We start from the raw sequence: 15,240 nt of genomic DNA on the forward strand, positions 1-15,240 counted from the left end.
CTGAAGGAGCTCACATGCCCGTCACGCTGCTCGACGACCGCACGGCCGTCGTCCTGATCGACCTGCAGAAGGGGATCACCGCCCTGCCCACCGCGCATCCGGCGGCCGAGGTCGTCGCCAACGCCGCCCGGCTCGCGGGGGCCGCCCGCGAGCGCGGCCTTCCGGTCGTACGGGTGCGGGTGGCGTTCTCCCCCGACGGCGGTGACGTGCTGCGGGCCCGGACGGACGCGCCCGGGCCCGCGATCGCGCCCGCCCCGGACTTCGCCGAGTACGACGAGCGCGTGCCGGACGGGCCGACCGACATCGCGATCACCAAGCGCGGCTGGGACGCCTTCCACGGCACCGAACTCGACCTGCAACTGCGCCGCCGGAAGATCACGGGGATCGTGCTGGCGGGGATCTCCACCAGCATCGGCGTGGAGTCCACCGCGCGCGGCGCCCGGGAGCGGGGCTACGAGATCGCGGTGGCCTCCGACGCGGTCACCGACCTGGTCGCCTCGGCCCACGAGAACGCTCTCGGGGTGATCCTGCCGAGGATCGCGCAGATCGACACGACCGAGTCGATCCTGGCCGCCTTCGCCTGAAGAGCCTCAGCGGCCTGACCCTTCAGCGAGCGGCGCCGAAGGCGGAGGCCAGGGCCGTACGCAGGGTGTCGTGCTCCTTCGCGTCGGGCCGGAGGGAGTCCGACGCCCAGGCCACGTAGCAGTCGGGGCGCAGGAGCACAGCGGTGGGGACGCCGTCCTGGCTCGTCTTGGCGGTGACGAGGTCCACGCGGTCGCGCCGGCCGTCGAGAGCCCCGGCGAGCGCGGCGTCCGGCGTGAGGTCGATGAGCAGCGGCCGGGCGGTTCTGGTCAGCTCGGCCAGCCGCACGGAGCCGGTCTCTGTCTCCAGCACGAGGTCGGGGGCGGGGCGCCCGGCGAGGGGGTGGGTCCCTTCGAGGTCATATCTGATGTCCGCCCCGGACATCATGTCCGCGATGTGCTTGGTGGTCCGCTCGTCGCGCAGCAGCTCGGTGAACAGCGCGCGCAGCGCCGTGACCTCAGGCCCGGGGGCGATGAGCGCCGACTGCGCCTGCGTGTGCATGACCACGCGCTCCGCGGCGGGGCGCCGCTCGGTCTCGTACGTGTCGAGCAGTCCGGGCGGGGCCCAGCCGTGGATCTCCGCGGCCAGCTTCCAGCCCAGGTTGATCGCATCCTGGAGGCCCAGGTTGAGGCCGGGGCCGCCGATCGCGCTGTGCACGTGCGCGGCGTCGCCCAGCAGCAGCACCCGGCCGTCGCGGAAGCGCTCGGCCAGGCGGGTGTTGCCGCCGCTCACGCGGCGCAACTGGTGCGGGCCGGGGCCCTCGGGCGGGCCGAACGGCAGGTCGACGCCGAGCACGCGGCGCACGCTGTCTCTCAGCTCGTCCAGGCTCATCGGCTGGTCACCGCCGTCCTGGTTCCACTCGGTGGCGTGCACGAGCGTTCCGGTGGGGAACGGCGCGTACACGAACAGCCCGTGGTCGGTGCGGTGGTGCATGAACGGGGGGATCGGCCCGTAGCCGGGCACGTTCAGCCCGCCGGTGACCGGGTCGATCAGCTCGGCGGGCACGGTGACGTGCGCGCCGCGGGAGACCGAGCCGTCCCTGGTCACTCCGGGGAAGCCGATGCCGCACAGCTTGCGGGTGATGCTGCGCCCGCCGTCCGCGCCGACGAAGTGGCGGGTGCGCAGCCGATAGGAGCCCTCGGGACCGGCGATCTCCGCGTCGACGCCGTCCTCGTCCTGGGAGAGGCCGGTCAGCTCGTGTCCCCGGCGGATCTCCACGCCGAGTTCGAGGGCGCGCTCCGCAAGCACCTGCTCGATCCGGTGCTGCGGCACCGGCAGGCCGTACATCGGGTTGTCGTCGAGCCTGCTCAGGTCGAGGGGCATCGCACCGAACACGAAGGCCGGGCTCGGCCGGGGCGGCTCGGCGCCGCCGCTGAGGCGTTCGTACAGGCCGCGCCGGTCGAGTGCGCGTACGACCTGGCCGACCAGTCCGTTGGCCCGGTTCTCCTTGGTCTGCCCGTTCAGGCGTTCCAGCACGATCGGCCGCACTCCGGCCAGGTTCAGCTCGCAGGCGAGCATCAGCCCGTTCGGTCCGGCTCCGGCGATCACGACGTCGGCGGTCATGGCGGTCCTCCTTGGGGATTCGGCGGGCATGGCGAATGAAGGCGTGGCGAAGGGAAGGCGTGGCGGGTGGAAGGCAGGGCGGGTGGAAGGCAGGGCGAATTCGCGGCATGGCGAACGACGGGACGGCGTGGTCGCCTACGGCGCCCCGCGTCAGTCAGGGCGTGAAAGGCCGCGCGGCGGGCCGGCGTGGCACGTCACATCGCGAGTTGGGGAAAGCCCCCGCGGGGGCGTCCTTCTGTCAGGGCCGGGCTTCTGTCAGGGCTCGGGCAGCCCGGCGGACAGCCGGTCGAGCGCGTCCTCGATGAGTGGTTTGACGGGCACGGGCGGGTCGCTCCGCAACCAATAGTCCATCGCCACCCTGATCGCGGCCCCGGCCGCGCCCGCCACCAGGCGCGGGTAGAGGTCGCGGGCGACGTCGGTGCCGGTCCGCTCGGCGATGGCCGCCGCCAGCTCGTCCTCGGCGATGGCGTCGGCCTTGAGCATCTCGCCCTGCAGCGAGGGCTCGCTGATCATGAGCCGGATCCCGGTCTGCCACTGCTGGTCCGGCTGCCTGGCGTCGTACTCCGCACCCATCGCGAGCTGGGTGATTACGGCGATCTTGATGGCCTCCCACAGGGACTCCGACGCCGGACGGCGGCGCAGCTCCTGTGCGATCAGGCGGGCGCGGTCGAGGTGCCTGGCGGCGATCGCCTCGCCCTTGCTGGAGAAGTAGTTGTTGAAGGTCCGCGGAGCCACGCGGGCCTCCGCGGCGATGTCCTCCACGCGTACGTTCTCCAGTCCGCGCTCCACGGCGAGTCGGATCGCCGCCCAGCTCAACGCGATGCGCGTCTCCTGTTTCTTGCGCTCGCGCAGCCCCGGACGCTCGCCTTCCCTGCTCACAGGACCACCATACAACTACTTGCGTACAACGCAAAGATGCGTGAGACGTAAATTTGCGTAAGCCGCACTTTGTGCCGAGGGATGTTTCAGTCGCGGGCGCCGGCCAGGCGGATGAACTCCTCCAGGGAGAACCGGCCGTCGGCGTCCACGTCGGCGTCCCGGTCGAGCGCGCCGATCGCCTCCGGCGGCAGGGCGGGAAAGTGTGACCGCAACTCCGCCTCGGTGATGAAGCCGTCGCCGTCGCCGTCGATCGCGTCGAATTCACGCTTGAGGGTCTCGAACCGCTCGTGGCTGAGTTCGTGAGTCACAACGACCTGCCTTCGCACCGGGGGACGACACCAGACAACCTATGCCGTACGGCGCGAAAGTTCGAAGGCGGGCCGAGCTTCGCCACCAGCGGCCTCAGCGGCTCACGGCGATCTCCCGCTCCACGTGCGACAGCTTGTCGGGATTGCGCACGTGGTAGACGCCGGTGACGTAGCCGTTCTCGATACGCATCGCCAGCACGCCGTCGATCTCCCCGTCGACTCGGACGAGCAGCCCAGGGCCGCCGTTGATCTGCACCACTTCGACCGACCTTTCGGCGTCGCGCCGCCACCAGCGGACGGCCAGCAGGCGAGCCACCCGGCGGACCCCCACGATGGGCTGAAGCAGGGCGTGTCTGATGCCGCCGCCGTCGCTCAGGGCGACGACGTCTGGGGCGAGGATGTCGAGCAGGCTCTGCAGGTCGCCGGTCTCCACCGCTCGTTGGAAGGCGTGGAGTGCGGCTTGGGTCTCGGCCGGTGAGGCCATGCCGCGTGGCCGGCGCGCGGCGACGTGTGCGCGTGCCCGATGGGCGATCTGGCGGACCGCGGCCTGGCTCTTGCCGACGGCCTCGGCGATCTCGTCGTAGTCGAGGTCGAACACCTCGCGCAGCACGAACACCGCCCGCTCGGTCGGTGACAGCGTCTCCAGCACCAGCAGCATCGCCATCGAGACGCTGTCGGCCAGCTCGACGTCCTCGGCCACGTCGGGCGCGGTCAGCAGCGGCTCGGGCAGCCACGGGCCGACGTAGGACTCCCTGCGCCGGCCGAGCGCACGCAGCCGGTCAAGCGCCTGCCGAGTGACGATCCGCACCAGAAAGGCGCGCTTGTCCCGCACGGTGTCCAGGTCGACGCTCGCCCATCGGAGCCAGGTCTCCTGCAGCACGTCCTCGGCGTCGGCGGCCGAACCGAGCATCTCGTAGGCGACGGTGAACAGCAGGTTGCGGTGGGCGACGAACGCCTCCACGGCGTCCACGCACTCCACGGCGTCCACGCACTCCACGGCGTCCACGCACTCCACGGCGTCCACGCACTCCACAGCGTCCACGGCGTTCTGGGTGTCGAAGGTGTCCGCGGGGTCGGCGGGGTCGGCGCGATCGCGTGGCGCGGCTGTGTATGCGGATCGATCGCCTCGCTCGCTCATGCCGTGGCTCCTCCTGTCCGCTTCCATCCCTGCCACACGCACAGGACGCCGGTGTCCGCCGGTTTGTGACACCCATGATCGGTGGTTCACGTCACACGAGCGCGTTGTCACAGGGGCCGGAGCGCCGGCGTCTCGTGTTCGTCAGGACGCCGCGCGAACGATCGGGCGGCACGCGACACCACGAATGGTGATCGAGAGAAGGGAAGGCATCGCCATGCCCGCACCCACGACGAGCATCGGCAAATTCGCAGTGGCGGGAGCGACCGGGCGGCTGGGACGCCACGTCGTCGACGTCCTCACTGAACGGGGTTACCAGGTCGTTCCGATGTCCCGAGCCACCGGCGTGGACGTCGTCACTGGTCAAGGCCTCGCCGAGGCGCTCACGGGGGTCGACACCATCGTCGACGTCGCGTCGTGGCATGCCTCCGAGCAGGAGGCGGCGACGGAGTTCTTCCGCACCTCGACCCGCAACCTGCACGAGACCGGCCGGAAGGCGGGAGCCGGCCGGATCGTCATCGCCTCCATCATCGGCGTGGACAAGGCCACCGCCGGTTTCGGCGTCGCCAAGCAGGTGCACGAGGAACTCAACCTGTCCGGCCCGCTGCCCGCTCGCATCCTGCGGGCCGCGCAGTTCCACGAGTTCGTCGGTCAGCTCCTGGACTGGCAGCAGGGCGAGGTCGCCTACGTCCCGAAGTGGCCCAGCCAGCTCGTGGCCTGCCGTACGGTGGCCGAGGCGCTGGTCGACCTGGCCACCGACCCCGGCGCGCCCGCCCAGCCCGCTTCCGGAACGCCGATCCCCGAGATCGCCGGGCCGCGCAAGGAAATCATGTCCGAGGCGGCCGGGCTTCTCGGCGCCCGCCGGGGCATCAAGGTCGTCGGCGTCGACGACCCCGGCCTGCCCGATGCCGAATACGCCGCCGGTGGTGGCCTCCTGCCCGGCCCGCACGCCAGGCTCGCCGGCCCGACCTTCCAGGAGTGGCTCGCCACCCAGCCCTGACACGGACGGAGCCGGCCGGGCCGGGCACCCTGTGGTCCCCTGGCGGACGGGCCCGCGAGGGTCAGGTCGTGGCGCGGACCACCAGGCGCGTGGGGAGGACGACGGAGCTGGTGTGGCGGCCGTCGAGGCGGGACAGGAGCAGTCGCGCCAGGGCCAGGGCCTGGTCCGCGACGGGCACCCGGACGGTGGTGAGCGCCGGGGTCGTGCAGGAGGCGGCGTGGATGTCGCCGAAGCCGACGACCGCCAGGTCTTCCGGCACCCGCAGTCCTTCTTCACGCGCCGCTCGCATCGCGCCGATCGCCAGCTCGTCCGAGGTGGCGAACAGGGCATCCAGGCCCTGGCCGCCGGACAGCAGCTCGCGGGCCGCGGCGGCGCCCGATCCGCTGTCCAGACCGGCGGGCGCGATCACCGGTCGCAGCCCGTCCTCGTGGAGCGTGGCCAGGTGCCCGGCGAGGCGGTCCTGTACGGCGACGAGGTCCAGGGGGCCGCAGATCACCCCGATGCGGCGGCGGCCCCGGTCGAGAAGGTGCCGGGCGGCCTCCCTCGCACCGCCCCCGTTGTCCACGTCCACATGCGGCACGAGGGAGGCGATCGCGGGCTTGCCGAGCAGCACCACCGGCACCCCGGTGCGGGCGAGCCGCTCGGTGAGCGTGTCCGGGCTGTCCGGGGGAACGAGTACGACCCCGTCGACCTGCCGCGCCTCCACATGCCGGATGATGCGCCGATGGCTTTCGGGCGTGTCGGCGAGCATGAGGGTGATCTGCTTGCCGGCTCCTTCCAGGACGCTGGTGACGTACTGCACGACCGCGGAGGTCAGCGCCTCACCGCCGTGCCGGGGGACCGACAGGACGAGCGCGACCGAGTCGGTCCGCCGGGTGACGAGGCTCCTGGCGGCGGCGTTGGGCACGTAGCCCAGCTCCTGCACGGCGCGCAGCACGGTGGCGCGCACATCGGGGCTGACCCGCGCCTCGCCGTTCACCACCCGCGAGACCGTGGCCCGGGAGACGCGCGCGCGGGCGGCGACGGTCTCGAGAGTGGGCCGCTTCGGCCGCTCCGCGCCGAGTCCGTTGCGCTTGACGACGTCGCGATACCACAGCGCGCTGTCCTTGAGCAGCCGCCGCTGGGTGGTGAAGTCGACGTGGACGATGCCGAACTTGCGCCGGTAGCCGTCCGCCCATTCGACGCAGTCGAGCAGCGACCACAGCAGGTAGCCGCGGACCCGGGCGCCCTCGTCGATCGAGGTGCGCAGGGCCCGCAGGTGCTCCTCGACGAAGCTGATCCGGTCGACGTCGTGAATGCCGTCGCCGGTCACGACGTCCTCGAAGTCGGCGCCGTTCTCGGTGATCATCAGCTCGGTCTCGGGATACTCCTCGGACAGGCGCCGTAGGAGCAGGGACAGGCCGCTCGGCATGATGGGCCAGCCCATCGCGGTGACTGCCGTCGGCACACTGCAGAACAGGACGCCCTCGCTGCCCGGGAAGGCCGGGTCGGCCGGGGCGCTGGGCTGGGCCTGCACCGCGATGGGCGTGTAGTAGTTGACCCCGAGCAGGTCGACGGGCCGCCCGATGACGTCGAGGTCCCCGTCGCGGATGTGACCGAGCCCGGCGGTCCTCTCGATCAGGGGCAGCAGCTCGGCGGGGTAGCGGCCACGCAGCAGCGGCTCCAGGAACTGCCGGTTGTGCAGGGCGTCGATCCTCGCCACCGCCGCAGCGTCCTCGTCGGGGATGCCGGCGGACATGTCCCCGAGCTGCGCGGGGGTGAGGACAGGGGAGAGGTTCAGCACGACGCCGGCCCTCGCGGCGCCCTGCGCACGCAGCGCCTCCAGGCCGAGCCCGTGCGCGAGCAGCATGTGGTGAGCGCTGACGAACGCGTCGGCCGCCGACCGCAGGCCGGGGGCGTGCACCCCCGAGCCGTGGCCGAGGAAGGCGGCGACCCACGGCTCGTTGAACGTGAACCAGGTGTCCACGCGGTCGCCGATCCTGTCGTACACGACGCGGGCGTAGTCGGCGAAGTGGCGGGCCGTATCTCGCGAGGTCCACCCGCCGCCGTCCTGCAGCGCCTGTGGCAGGTCCCAGTGGTACAGCGTCGCGTACGGCGCGATGCCCGCCTCCAGCAACTCGTCCACGAGCCTGTCGTAGAAGTCGAGCCCCGGGCCGTTGACGCGGCCGTGCCCCTCCGGCAGCACCCGCGGCCAGCTGACCGAGAACCGGTAGGCGGCGATGCCCAGGTCCTGCATCAGCCGGACGTCCTCCGGATGGCGCGCGTAGTGGTCGCAGGCCGGGTCGCCGTACTCCCCACCCGCGAAGGCGTCCCAGATGGAGGGGCCCCGGCCGTCGCGGTCGGTGGCGCCCTCGATCTGGAACGCGGACGTGGACACTCCCCAGACGAAACCCTCTGGGAACAACGCGGTGCGCATCTACGCGAAACCCCCGGTGACTCGGTGAGCGCTCAGTCTGCCGCGTCGCGTGCCGGACCCGCCACTCAGACGGCCGCCACTCAGTCGGCCGCCGCCGGTCCCGGCCGGGAGGAGCGCGAAGCCTCCAGTGAGCGGGCCGCAGCCTCCACCGTGTCGCCCGCGCCCACGGCGAAGTCCCGGAGAAGGCCCTCGAATGCGTGTAGACCGCCATGGTCGACACCCCGACCTCGGCGGCCAGCCTGCGGGTGGTGAGCGCCTGGCGGCCTTCGGCCTCCAGTAGCCGGGCGGCGGCGTGCGGCGGGCCGGCGGGCGGCTCGTTCTGGCCGGGGTCGCGCCGCGGCTGGCCCGCCACCTGCATGTCGCCGGCCTGCTGGGGCGGTTCGAGGTGTGCGGTACGGCGGACGAGGCGGTCGCCCGGGTGCGAGAGCCGTACGGGGGCGAACGTGGTGAGCAGGGGTGAACGGCGGTGAACGGCGGTGAACGGCGGTGAACGTGGTGAGACGCGCCCGAGGCGCGGCGAAGGCGGGGTCGGGGCGGGTCGTCGGCACATAATGAAGGGCGATGGATACGGACAGTGACCAGCGCGCCGATCGGGGGATCGACGTCAGCGTCGTCGTCCCGGCGTACAACCGCCGGGCGTCACTCGACCGTTGCCTCACCTCGCTGCTCGTGCAGCGCGTCGCCAAGGAGATCATCGTGGTCGACGGCGGCTCGCGGGACGGAACCCGCGCGCTGCTCCGCCTCTACGCCGCGCACCACCCCCGGCTGATCACCGTGATCCGGGACGCCCAGCCCGGCACGCCCGGCGGCGCCCGCAACCGCGGACTGGAACGAGCCGCCGGCAGATACGTCTTCTTCTGCGACGCGGGGGACCACCTCGCCCCCGACGCGCTGGCCCGCCTGGTCGCCGCGGCCGACGTGAACGGCGCCGACGTCGTTGTGGGGAAGGTCTCCGGGGCGCGCCGGGGATTGCGGGACAGCGCCGACAGGGCCTCCTTAGCGGCCGCCTACGACGATCTGTCCTGCTTCAAGCTCTTCCGCCGGGATTTCCTGGCACGGCACGCCATCCACTTCGACGAGACGCAGCGGCGCGGCGCGGACATGACCTTCACCGTCCACGCGTACTGCCACGCGCGGGTGATCTCGGTGGTGGCGGACGGGGACTGCTACCACGCGGAGGGCGGGGGCGAGGCGTCCGCGCGGGATCCGCTCGGCTGGCTGCGTGTGGTCCGCACGCCCATCGAGGTCATGACGCGGCACGTGCCGCCCGGCGCGCTGCGCGACCGCCTGCTCCTACGGCACATACGCCGCGACGTGCTGGCCCAGCTCGGGACGCCGTTCCTGGCGGCCTGCGAGGCCGAGCGCGAGAAAATTGCCGTCGAGGTGGCCGACATCTGCGGCCAGTGGGTGACGCCGGGCGTGCGCGCGGGTCTCGACGGCGTGGACGCCGCTCGCGTCGCCGCGCTCGACGACCCCGACCGGCTCGTACGGCTCGCGCTCGTCGAGGCAGCCCCGCTGCGGCACCGGCTGAATCGCGTCGAGTGGCGGGACGACCGCCTGGTGATCGAGGGGTGGGCCGCCCTCGTCGGCGCGGACGGCGGATCGGACGGCGAATCGGACGACGCAGGTGCGAGCGGCGCGGCGTTGACCTACGCAGGTGCGAACGGCGCGGCGTTGACCTGCGCAGGGCCGAACAGTGCAGGGCCGAACAGTGCAGGGCTTAACAGTGCAGGGCTGAACGGCGCAGGGCCGAGCGGCGCGGCGCTGACCGGCACTGTCGGCCTGGTAGTGCGCGAGCGCATGTCGCGTGAGGAGCAGGTGCCCTTCGTGACCCGCGGCGCGGCCGGATCCTTCACCGCCGTGCTCGACGTGGCCGCGCTGTCGCCCGGAGTGTGGGACGTCCACGTGGTCGTCGAGTGCGAGGGCGCGCGGAGGCTCGCCCGGCTGGGCTCCCGCCGCGACCCCGGAGCCGGCGTTCCGTCCGCTCATTTGGTGGGCGGGGTCGTCGCGGTGCCCTTCCTCACCCGGTCGCACGGCCACCTGGGCCTCGACGTCGGGGGGCATGTCGTCCGGGTCCCCGCCGTCGTACGGCTGTCGCGGGCGTGGTGGCGGGGCAGACGGCTGCGGGTCGAGGGACAGGCGCTGATGGGCGAGGAGGACGCCGCCGCGGCCGTACGGCACCTGATCTGGCGCGAGCGGGCCTCGGGGCGGGAACACCGCGAACGGGCGGTGGCCGTCGGGCCACGGGAGTTCGCGGCCGAGACGGCCGGCCTGCGGCCCGGCACCTGGGACGCCTACCTCGAACTCGCCCTCGGTGGTCCTCCGGTGCGCTTCCCGGTCAAGGTCGCCGATGCGGACGCGCTGGGCCGGCCGCTGCGGTGGTGGTGCGGCGCGCTGAGATGGGGAGGCGCGCAGTGGACCGTCCGGCCGTACGCCACGGCGGTCAACCGGCGGCTCAGCGTGTCGGTGCGGGTGGCGACCCCGTTGACCGTGGTCAGGCGGATGGTCAGGCTCCTGCGCCGGCACTAATTGCGAATCATTTGCAACTACAACCCGGTGCTCTAAAGTGAGGGGAGATTCGCCCGTTTCGAAGGGGTTATAGCCGTGCACGTGCCCGATGGGTTCTTCGACGTCCCCGTGTCCGTCGGTGCCGGGATCTTCGCGGCCGCCGGAGTGGCCGTCTGCCTTCGGGGCGCCAAACGGGAGCTCGACGACCGGACCGCCCCCATGGCGGGCCTGGTGGCCGCGTTCATCTTCGCGGCGCAGATGCTCAACTTCCCCGTGGCGGCCGGCACCAGCGGTCACCTGCTCGGCGGGGCCCTTGCGGCGATACTCGTCGGGCCGTACACCGCCGTGTTGTGCGTCGCGGTCGTGCTGCTCGTCCAGGGGTTCTTCTTCGCCGACGGAGGGCTGACCGCGCTGGGCGTCAACATCACGCTGATGGCGATCGTGACATCGGTCGTCGGCTGGGCGGTGTTCCGGCTGATCACCCGGGGCGCGCCACGCGGGCGGACGGCGCTGGTGTCCGCGTCGTTCGTGGCGGCGCTGGTCTCCGTTCCGACGGCGGCGCTCGTGTTCACGGGCCTGTTCTGGCTCGGCGGCACCGCGCCGATCGAGGTGGGCTCCGTGGCCGCCGCGATGGGCGGTGTGCACCTGCTCATCGGGCTCGGCGAGGGCTTCATCACCGCGCTCACCGTGAGCAGCGTGCTGGCCGTGCGTCCCGATCTCGTGTACGGCGCGCGCGGGATGACCAGGACGCTGACGCTGCGCACCGCCGATGGAGATGTCCAGGTCGGCCCGGCGGCTCCGGAGGCTCCCTCGGCCGGTACCGGCCTGCGGGGTCTGCGTCCGGTCCTGGTGGGCGGCGCGCTCGTGGCCGTGCTGCTGGCCGGCGTCGTCTCGTTCTACGCCTCCAGCGCCCCCGACGGTCTGGAGAAGGTGGCGGCCGACAAGGGCCTGAGCGCGCAGGAGAAGCCGCACACGGCGGAGAACGGCCTGCTGTCCGGATACAGCATCAAGGGCGTGGAGAACCAGCGGCTGTCCGGCGGCCTGGCCGGTGTGGCGGGCGTCGCGCTGACGGTCGTGGCCGGAGGCGGTGTGTTCTACGTCATCCGCCGGCGCCGGCGGGCGACCGACGCGATGGCGCCTGCGAGCGCCCGGTGAGTGCGCCGATGAACCCCGCGATGACCGGCACCGCGGCGATGAGCCCCGCGCCGATGAGGCCGTGAGCGCCCTGTCCACGTGCGGGGCGGGGCGGGTCGGCCATGATGAGACGGTGAGTGTGAAGTGAGCGGCGGGCACCATCATCCGATCTACCGGCCCGCCGACACGCCCGTCCACCGGCTGCCGCCCCAGTGCAAGCTGGCGGCGGTCGTCACGTTCGCGGTGATCGTGGTCGCCACACCGCGCGAGCGCCTGTGGGCGTTCGCCGTCGACGCGCTGCTGCTGGCCGCCGTCGCGGCCGCCGCCCGGGTGCCGGCGGGCATGATCGTGCGGCGTATGGCGATCGAGGTGCCGTTCGTGCTGTTCGCGCTGGCGATTCCGCTGATCGGCACGGGTGAGCGGGTCCAGGTGCTCGGCCTGTCGTTGAGCGCCCCGGGTCTGTGGGCGGCCTGGAACATCCTGGCCAAGGCCTCGCTGGGTGTGGTCGCCTCGATCCTGCTGGCGGCCACGACCGAGCCCCGCATGATGCTGCTCGGCGCCGAACGGTTGCGGTTGCCCCGGCTGCTCGTGCAGATCGCGACGTTCATGCTGCGCTATCTGGACGTGATCCTCGATCAGATGCGGCGCATGCGGATCGCCAGGGAGTCACGGGGCTTCGTCGCCCGTGATCTCAGGCAGGCCCCTGTGCTGGCGAAGTCGGCGGGAGCCCTGTTCATCCGCTCGTACGAGCGGGGGGAGCGGGTCCACCTGGCCATGCTGAGCCGCGGCTACATCGGTGAGATGCCGACGATTAGGGATATATCAGCGACTGGGCGAGACTGGGCGATGGCGGGCGTGCTGCCTTGCCTCGCCGCGGTGACGGCCCTACTGGCGTGGAGCACGACATGACCTCCGGCAGTCCCTCGCTCACGGTGAGCAGGCTCGCGTACGCCTACCCCGACGGGACGCAGGCGTTGTACGGCGTGGACCTGACGATCGAGCGGGGGGAGCGGGTCGCCCTGCTCGGCCCGAACGGCGCGGGCAAGACCACGCTCGTCATGCACCTCAACGGCATCCTCACGGCCGGGCACGGGACGGTGGAGGTGGCCGGGCTCCCCGTCGGCGCGGACACCCTGCGGGAGATCCGCCGCCGCGTCGGGCTGGTGTTCCAGGATCCGGACGACCAGCTCTTCATGCCGACCGTACGCGAGGACGTCGCCTTCGGCCCGGCCAACCTCGGGCTGCGCGGCGCGGAACTCGACCGCCGCGTGCGCGACGCGCTGGAACGGGTCGGCATGCTGGACGCGATCGACCGGCCGCCGCACCACCTGTCCTTCGGCCAGCGCCGGCGGGTGGCCGTGGCCACAGTGCTGGCGATGGAGCCGGAGATCCTCGTCCTCGACGAGCCGTCGTCCAATCTCGACCCGGCGTCCCGCCGCGAGCTGGCCGAAATCCTCAAAAGCCTGGACGTGACGGTGCTGATGGTCACCCACGACCTGCCGTACGCGCTGGAGTTGTGCGAGCGTTCGCTCATCATGTCCGAGGGGGTGATCGCCGCCGACGGGACGACGCACGCGCTGCTCGCAGACGAGCGGTTGCTCGCCGCACACCGGCTGGAGCTCCCCTACGGCTTTGCCGTCCCTGCTCAGCCGGGGTGATGAATAAGTAAAGTGGGCCGGAGCTGAGGAGGTCCCGACGATGAAGCTGCGGCTCGCGCGCCAATCGCTTTCCAACGCCGTGGTGGTGGTGGCCGTGGAGGGGGAGCTCGACCTGTTCACCGCCCCGTTCCTGCGAGACGAGATACGGGACGCCATACGCGAGGACGGCCCGAAGCTTGTGCTGGACCTCGCCGAGCTGTCGTTCATGGACTCCAGTGGGCTCAGCGTGCTCATCGAGGCCTGGCGGCTCGCCACGAGCGAGGGGGGCGGGGTGTGCCTCGCCTCACCGCAGCCTCCGGTGGCCCGCATCCTGCGCACGACCGGCCTGGACCGGCGGATCAAGGTCTACCCCGACGTCGATACCGCGATTTTGCAGCATCCCGAGTAGAACTTCATTCGGTTCGCGCGTTAAGGTCCGGCTATGGATCTGAACGGAGCAGCAGCAATCATCTCGGGCGGTGCCAGCGGCCTCGGTGAGGCATCGGCCCGCGAGCTGGCCCGTGTCGGTGCGACCGTGGTCGTGGCCGACCTGAACGTGGAGCGCGGCAAGGCGCTGGCCGACGAGATCGGCGGCGTGTTCGCCCACACCGACGTGTCCGACGAGGCGTCGGTGCAGGCCGCGGTGGAGGCCGCGGTGGCCACCGGCAAGCCGCTGCGCGCCGTGATCAGCAGCGCCGGCATCGGCTGGGCCCAGCGCACCGTCGGACGGGACGGCTCGCCGCACGACCTGGCGTCCTACCGCAAGGTGATCGACGTCAACCTGATCGGCACCTTCAACCTCATGCGCATCGGCGCGGCGGCCATGGCCAAGACCGAGCCGGTGGACGAGGACGGCGCCCGCGGCGTCGTCATCAACACCGCGTCGGTCGCCGGGATCGAGGGCCAGACGGGCCAGGTGGCGTACTCCGCGTCCAAGGGCGGCATCATCGGCATGACCCTTCCCGCCGCCCGCGACCTCGCGGCCATCGGCGTCCGCGTGCTGACCATCGCCCCGGGCATCATCGACACCCCGATCTACGGGAAGATCGGCGACAAGAACGCCGAGGAGTTCAAGGCCAAGCTCATCGGGCCGGTGGCGTTCCCCAAGCGGCTCGGCAAGGCCTCCGAGTTCGGCCACCTGGTGCGCACGCTGATCGAGAACGACTACATGAACGGCGAGGTCATCCGTTTCGACGGCGGCATCCGCTTCCAGCCCAAGTAAGCCGAGTGAGGTCAGGTGTCCGAGGTGAACTCCGGGACGGCCGCTGAGCCGGACGAGGTGCTCGTAGAGATCGTCGACGGCGGCGTGGCCGTCGTCACCATCAACCGGCCCAGAGCCAGGAACGCCGTGAACGGCGCGGTCGCGCGCGGGATCGCGGCCGCCCTGGACGAGCTGGACGAAAGCCCCGACGTGTCCGCGATCGTCCTCACCGGGGCCGGCGGCACGTTCTCGGCAGGCATGGACCTGAAGGGCTTTCTCACCGGGGACATGCCGGTGGTCGAGGGCCGGGGCTTCGGCGGTGTCACCGAGGCGCCGCCGAAGAAGCCGATCCTCGCCGCGGTCGAGGGGTACGCGCTGGCCGGCGGGTTCGAGCTGGCGCTGTCGTGCGACATCATCGTCGCCTCCGAGGAGGCCAAGTTCGGCCTGCCGGAGCCCAAACGCGGCCTGGTCGCCGGCGCGGGCGGGGTCATGCGGCTGCCGCGCCGGATCCCGTACCACGTCGCCATGGAGATCGCCCTGACCGGCGATCACTACCCGGCCGCCCGGCTGTACGAGCTGGGGTTGGTCAACCGGATCACGTACCCGGGCGAGGCGCTCAACGGCGCGCTCGAACTAGCCCGCACGATCGCCGCGAACGCGCCGCTGGCGCTCGCCGCGACCAAGCGTGTCATCGTCGAGTCGGCCGACTGGCCGCTCGACGAGATGTTCCGCAGGCAGGGTGAGATCGTGGGCCCGGTCTTCACCTCGAAGGACGCGATGGAGGGCGCCGCCGCCTTCGCCGAGAAGCGCGCCCCCGTCTGGAAGGGCGAGTAACCCTCGCCTCATAGGCGACCGGCGGCGCCCCGCGTAGGGCGAT

At 71.9% G+C, this 15,240-nt stretch carries 15 protein-coding genes; 10 read left to right on the forward strand and 5 right to left on the reverse strand.

Features of this window, described 5'->3' with window-relative positions:
* The first annotated feature begins 14 nt into the window (after positions 1 to 14).
* Positions 15 to 584, forward strand: a complete 570-nt coding sequence (locus ACGFIB_RS14300; protein WP_139580458.1) for an isochorismatase family protein — start codon at positions 15 to 17, stop codon at positions 582 to 584.
* Positions 585 to 606: 22 nt separating this feature from the next.
* Here the strand turns inward: ACGFIB_RS14300 and ACGFIB_RS14305 are convergent, their stop codons facing one another.
* The 4 genes from ACGFIB_RS14305 to ACGFIB_RS14320 all read right to left on the reverse strand — a co-directional run bounded on the left by ACGFIB_RS14305 (position 607) and on the right by ACGFIB_RS14320 (position 4,470).
* Complete coding sequence (locus ACGFIB_RS14305; RefSeq protein WP_393371799.1) at positions 607 to 2,145, reverse strand: FAD-dependent monooxygenase; 1,539 nt, start codon at positions 2,143 to 2,145, stop codon at positions 607 to 609.
* A gap of 255 nt (positions 2,146 to 2,400) precedes the next feature.
* Positions 2,401 to 3,024 carry an acyl-CoA-like ligand-binding transcription factor gene (locus ACGFIB_RS14310; protein ID WP_393371802.1) on the reverse strand — a complete coding sequence of 208 codons (624 nt, stop codon included), beginning with the start codon at positions 3,022 to 3,024 and terminating at the stop codon, positions 2,401 to 2,403.
* 86 nt (positions 3,025 to 3,110) lie between these two features.
* Complete coding sequence (locus ACGFIB_RS14315; protein WP_393371805.1) at positions 3,111 to 3,332, reverse strand: EF-hand domain-containing protein; 222 nt, start codon at positions 3,330 to 3,332, stop codon at positions 3,111 to 3,113.
* Between the two features lie 94 nt (positions 3,333 to 3,426).
* Complete coding sequence (locus ACGFIB_RS14320; protein ID WP_393371809.1) at positions 3,427 to 4,470, reverse strand: RNA polymerase sigma-70 factor; 1,044 nt, start codon at positions 4,468 to 4,470, stop codon at positions 3,427 to 3,429.
* 214 nt (positions 4,471 to 4,684) lie between these two features.
* Here ACGFIB_RS14320 and ACGFIB_RS14325 point away from each other — a divergent pair, with 214 nt between their 5' ends.
* Positions 4,685 to 5,467 (forward strand): SDR family oxidoreductase, encoded by a 783-nt coding sequence (locus ACGFIB_RS14325; RefSeq protein WP_357249634.1) that lies wholly within the window; start codon positions 4,685 to 4,687, stop codon positions 5,465 to 5,467.
* A gap of 61 nt (positions 5,468 to 5,528) precedes the next feature.
* Here ACGFIB_RS14325 and ACGFIB_RS14330 read toward each other — a convergent pair whose 3' ends face one another.
* Positions 5,529 to 7,883 carry a GH1 family beta-glucosidase gene (locus ACGFIB_RS14330; RefSeq protein ID WP_393371813.1) on the reverse strand — a complete coding sequence of 785 codons (2,355 nt, stop codon included), beginning with the start codon at positions 7,881 to 7,883 and terminating at the stop codon, positions 5,529 to 5,531.
* A gap of 292 nt (positions 7,884 to 8,175) precedes the next feature.
* Between ACGFIB_RS14330 and ACGFIB_RS14335 the strand changes: the two genes are divergently transcribed.
* From ACGFIB_RS14335 to ACGFIB_RS14370, 8 genes are all read left to right on the forward strand, one after another.
* A complete protein-coding gene (locus ACGFIB_RS14335) occupies positions 8,176 to 8,343 on the forward strand; it encodes an STAS domain-containing protein (protein WP_393371816.1) in 168 nt (55 codons plus the stop codon).
* A 101-nt stretch (positions 8,344 to 8,444) separates the two neighbouring features.
* Positions 8,445 to 10,412: a glycosyltransferase family 2 protein gene (locus tag ACGFIB_RS14340; RefSeq protein ID WP_393371819.1), complete on the forward strand. Its 1,968-nt coding sequence runs from the start codon at positions 8,445 to 8,447 to the stop codon at positions 10,410 to 10,412.
* A gap of 75 nt (positions 10,413 to 10,487) precedes the next feature.
* Positions 10,488 to 11,546 (forward strand): energy-coupling factor ABC transporter permease, encoded by a 1,059-nt coding sequence (locus ACGFIB_RS14345; RefSeq protein WP_393371821.1) that lies wholly within the window; start codon positions 10,488 to 10,490, stop codon positions 11,544 to 11,546.
* Between the two features lie 123 nt (positions 11,547 to 11,669).
* Positions 11,670 to 12,434 carry a cobalt ECF transporter T component CbiQ gene (cbiQ, locus tag ACGFIB_RS14350; RefSeq protein WP_393371824.1) on the forward strand — a complete coding sequence of 255 codons (765 nt, stop codon included), beginning with the start codon at positions 11,670 to 11,672 and terminating at the stop codon, positions 12,432 to 12,434.
* A complete protein-coding gene (locus tag ACGFIB_RS14355) occupies positions 12,431 to 13,183 on the forward strand; it encodes an energy-coupling factor ABC transporter ATP-binding protein (RefSeq protein ID WP_393371827.1) in 753 nt (250 codons plus the stop codon). Before cbiQ ends, ACGFIB_RS14355 begins: the two co-directional genes overlap by 4 nt.
* 40 nt (positions 13,184 to 13,223) lie before the next feature.
* Positions 13,224 to 13,571 (forward strand): STAS domain-containing protein, encoded by a 348-nt coding sequence (locus ACGFIB_RS14360; RefSeq protein WP_357249656.1) that lies wholly within the window; start codon positions 13,224 to 13,226, stop codon positions 13,569 to 13,571.
* A gap of 33 nt (positions 13,572 to 13,604) precedes the next feature.
* Positions 13,605 to 14,384 (forward strand): SDR family NAD(P)-dependent oxidoreductase, encoded by a 780-nt coding sequence (locus tag ACGFIB_RS14365; RefSeq protein ID WP_142574454.1) that lies wholly within the window; start codon positions 13,605 to 13,607, stop codon positions 14,382 to 14,384.
* A gap of 15 nt (positions 14,385 to 14,399) precedes the next feature.
* On the forward strand, positions 14,400 to 15,197 hold the full coding sequence (locus ACGFIB_RS14370) for a crotonase/enoyl-CoA hydratase family protein (RefSeq protein WP_229689520.1): 798 nt from the start codon (positions 14,400 to 14,402) through the stop codon (positions 15,195 to 15,197).
* Positions 15,198 to 15,240: the final 43 nt, after the last annotated feature.

It is taken from the genome of Microbispora bryophytorum (assembly GCF_043197435.1).
Classification (GTDB): Bacteria; Actinomycetota; Actinomycetes; order Streptosporangiales; family Streptosporangiaceae; genus Microbispora; species Microbispora bryophytorum.